This is a genomic window from Psychrobacter sp., assembly GCF_035469765.1.
Taxonomy (GTDB): domain Bacteria; phylum Pseudomonadota; class Gammaproteobacteria; order Pseudomonadales; family Moraxellaceae; genus Psychrobacter.
In genome coordinates, this window is record NZ_DATIRM010000268.1 from 1 (window position 1) to 3,289 (window position 3,289).

Genomic DNA, 3,289 nt, shown 5'->3' on the forward strand with positions numbered 1-3,289 from the left:
CGTACTTACCACGTTTGATAAGGCTGAGCCATTGATACTACCCATAAAGCCACTTGAAATTACAGCAACCTTAGCAGGTCCGCCTTTTTTATCCCCTGCCAGCGCCAATGCCAAATCATTAAACAGCTGACCCATTCCAGAACGCGCCAAAAATGCCCCAAACAAAATAAATAAGAAGATAAAAGTGACAGATGCGCCGATTGCGACCGAATATAAGCCTTCGGTTTTTAAGAATAATTGACCAAAAATATCGCCCAAATCATAAGGGCGTGTGAGCAGCCGATCAGGCATAAAGTCCAAATGACTGATAAAAGGATATAGCAAAAATATAGAGGCTAATATGGGCAATATCCAACCAGTAATACGCCGACTACCTTCAAGGACGCAGATGACTGTAATAATAGAAAATATCACATCGACCGAATTTGCCATACCACCGCGGCTAGTGACAATATCTTGGTACTCATAAATAAGATAAGCCATCCCAGATAAGGAGAAGATAAACCAGATCCAGTCATACCATGCCACTTTTTTACGACTGCTTTTTTTACTAGCAGGGAAAATCAAAAAAATCAAAGCGAAGCCAACGCCCACATGCACAGAGCGCTGTAGTAGTGATGGCATTGGGTTAAAGGTGATGTATAAATGAAAAATGGAGTAGAAAATACAGATCGCAGCGATAATATACTTTACTGGACCTTGAGTGATATGACGCGTAATAGACTCTCGATCGTATTTTTCTAATATCGCTTGTGTGACACTAGGATCAACGTCATCGTAATTCTCAGTATCTTCAAGCGCATTTGGCTGATTTGCCAACTTAGCATCATCACTGACATGAGGCTTATCGCTACTGTGATCCATCACTTGGGAGGTCATGACAAAAATCCTTATTGAATCTATCGATTGGACTATATGCCTTGGGCATGATAGTTACTTCTGAATAATCTGGTACCAGTTGATGAATCAAAAGGCGCTGACCGGCATAATCAATCTCACCTTGAGTCAGTCTTGATACAACCCAGTTGAGATGAGGAAACCTTTGGTTGATTTGATACCCGACATAGCCCTCTTTTTGTATAGGAGCGACATTTTCCGTAGACGGGGTACCAGCACCAAACGCTTGAAAGGAGCTATTGGTTAATAGTAAGCCCTCTTCTTCACGAAGATACTGCTCCTCCCACCACTGCTTTTCTACTGAATGAATCCAGCGCAATTGAAAATTGGGCTCAACAAAATAGCAGACTAGGCTATCATTATCAGCAACGCCCGCTACTCGTACTTCAATGACAGTTTGGCGGCTAAAAATCGCCCATAGTATAAACAAAACCAGCGCAGCAATAGCTGCTGCGCCAGTAAACCACCATACTTGTTTATTTAGCTGCTTTCTCATCATAGTATTTTTTGGCACCAGGATGAATAGGAGCAACCATACCGACTTGAGCAGTCTCTAAACTGATATCGTTCGCCGCTTGGTGAGCATTTTTCAGACCATCCAAGTTTTCAAACAATGCTTTAGTTAGCTTATAGCCATCTTCTTCAGAGATATCAGAGCGTACTAATAAGGCATTCATAACGGCTGTGGTTGGGATAGCAGCGTCGTTACCATAGGTACCGGCAGGAATCTCAAAAGTCTTAAAGTAAGGCTTGGTCTCAATAATTTTTTTGAGCTTATCTTGATTGATGGTGACCAGCTGCAACTTAATACCCTGCTCTAGCTCTAAAAGCGAAGAGTTTGGTAAGCCACTACTGAAAAATGCCGCTTCAATTTTGCCAGCTTTCATCGCATCTGCGGCATCTGCAAAGCCTAGATAGTCGACTTTGACATCATCATAGGTAATACCAAAACCTTCTAACAAGGTTCGAGCATTAACTTCAGTACCAGAACCTTGATCACCAACCGCAATACGCTTACCTTTTAAATCTTCAATATTTTTGATACCAGATTTTTCTGAAGCAACCAACTGAATGACGTTGGGATACAGGACAGCAATTTGCTGAATATTGGCGATAGGCGCCTTAAAGTCATTTTTACCTTCGATAGCATCAGTGACGACATCACTAAGCGCCAGCACCATATCCACTTTACCTTGTGTCAACAGATTGACGTTTTCTACTGAAGCACCTGTCGTTTGAGTTTTGGCATTGACCCCAAAAGTTTTGGCATAAATCTCTGCTAACGACGTTCCAATAATATTGTAAGGACCTGACGCGCCGCCTGTGGCAATAGTGACAAATTTGGTTTCAAGCTTATCACTTGCTGTAGCGGTAGTATCCGTAGAGGTTTCAGTAGTAGCACCATCAGTAGCCGCTTTGTCTGAACAAGCAACCATTGTCATACTGGCTGCAATCATTGCTGCAAGTAAAGGCATTTTATAAATGGACTTCATTATTTTCTTCCTTGATAAAATAAAGCAATTGAGTTGATAAGAATATGATATTGCAATCCATATTCGGCATATTTAGCAACGTGCTGTTGTAAATGGGGTGTTGCGAACTCTTTATTAGAGTGAGCTCACTATAAAAACAGTCTCTCTAATTAAAACATGAGAGGTTTTATATTGCTATATTGTTTTTCTCACTAGCCCTTATCCTGACTATAAATCGAGATTTATTGAAAATTAAGAGCTACTATTCACTAAATATCACATTCTTGTTTCGCTAAGCGATACTAAGTTTCATATTGTAAGTTATTTAAACAAACTTTAACCGTTTTGTAAACCCTCACCACTTGTCATGCCTCTATAACATATGTGCTACTGAGATATTTACTTTGTTATAAATATTGAGTTCTAGTAATATGACTTTTTATTTGTGATGGTGTGGCATAAAAATACTGCAAGGTATGAATAGCAAAAAGTAAATTTTAGTATATTTATCCATGACGATATAAAAATTTAAAATTTGACCCCTTATAATCTTGATAAACCTGAAAGGAAATTTGATGAAAAAACTACTTGCTTCAACGGCATTACTGGCGACATTTGCGTTAGCTGGCTGTGCCACAACAGGTAGCAATACCAATGCAGGAACGGCAATGGGCACAGCCAATGAAATCGGTATGAACGTTTTTAAAGCGGCTATCGACAATCAATGCCGTAGTCAGATTGAACAACAAAATGCTTGGCGTATTGCCAGCGTTGCTATGACTGAAGCGCAAGAAGAAGCGGTAAAAGGCAGGGTTTGCGGCTGCGTCAGCGAACAAGCACCGCAGCAAGTCACTTTTATTGAATTGGGCAATGCAGCCATAGACCCACAATATCGCGTGCAATTGGTGGCTAGAGTCGTA

Annotated in this window: 4 protein-coding genes; 1 reads left to right on the forward strand and 3 read right to left on the reverse strand. The window is 40.5% G+C overall.

The genetic code is table 11. The annotated features are described in order from the left end of the window. The 3 genes from VLN09_RS07565 to VLN09_RS07575 form a co-directional block, all read right to left on the reverse strand. A partial coding sequence (locus VLN09_RS07565) for a TRAP transporter permease (RefSeq protein WP_325245208.1) occupies positions 1-879 on the reverse strand: 879 nt, incomplete at its 3' end. After that, entirely contained in the window at positions 851-1,396 is a 546-nt protein-coding gene (locus VLN09_RS07570) for a DUF1850 domain-containing protein (RefSeq protein ID WP_325245210.1), read from the reverse strand. The genes VLN09_RS07565 and VLN09_RS07570, both read right to left, overlap by 29 nt. Then, the gene (locus tag VLN09_RS07575) at positions 1,374-2,390 is read right to left on the reverse strand and encodes a TAXI family TRAP transporter solute-binding subunit (protein ID WP_325245212.1); all 1,017 of its coding nucleotides are present in this window, start codon (positions 2,388-2,390) and stop codon (positions 1,374-1,376) included. Before VLN09_RS07575 ends, VLN09_RS07570 begins: the two co-directional genes overlap by 23 nt. A gap of 554 nt (positions 2,391-2,944) precedes the next feature. Between VLN09_RS07575 and VLN09_RS07580 the strand changes: the two genes are divergently transcribed. After that, positions 2,945-3,289 (forward strand): hypothetical protein (locus VLN09_RS07580; protein ID WP_325245214.1); only part of this gene is annotated, 345 nt, incomplete at its 3' end.

Bases quoted from the DNA above. Each gene is read 5' to 3' on its own strand.
- VLN09_RS07570 (WP_325245210.1), bottom strand. From the start codon at position 1,396: ATGATGAGAAAGCAGCTAAATAAACAAGTATGGTGGTTTACTGGCGCA.
- VLN09_RS07575 (WP_325245212.1), bottom strand. From the start codon at position 2,390: ATGAAGTCCATTTATAAAATGCCTTTACTTGCAGCAATGATTGCAGCC.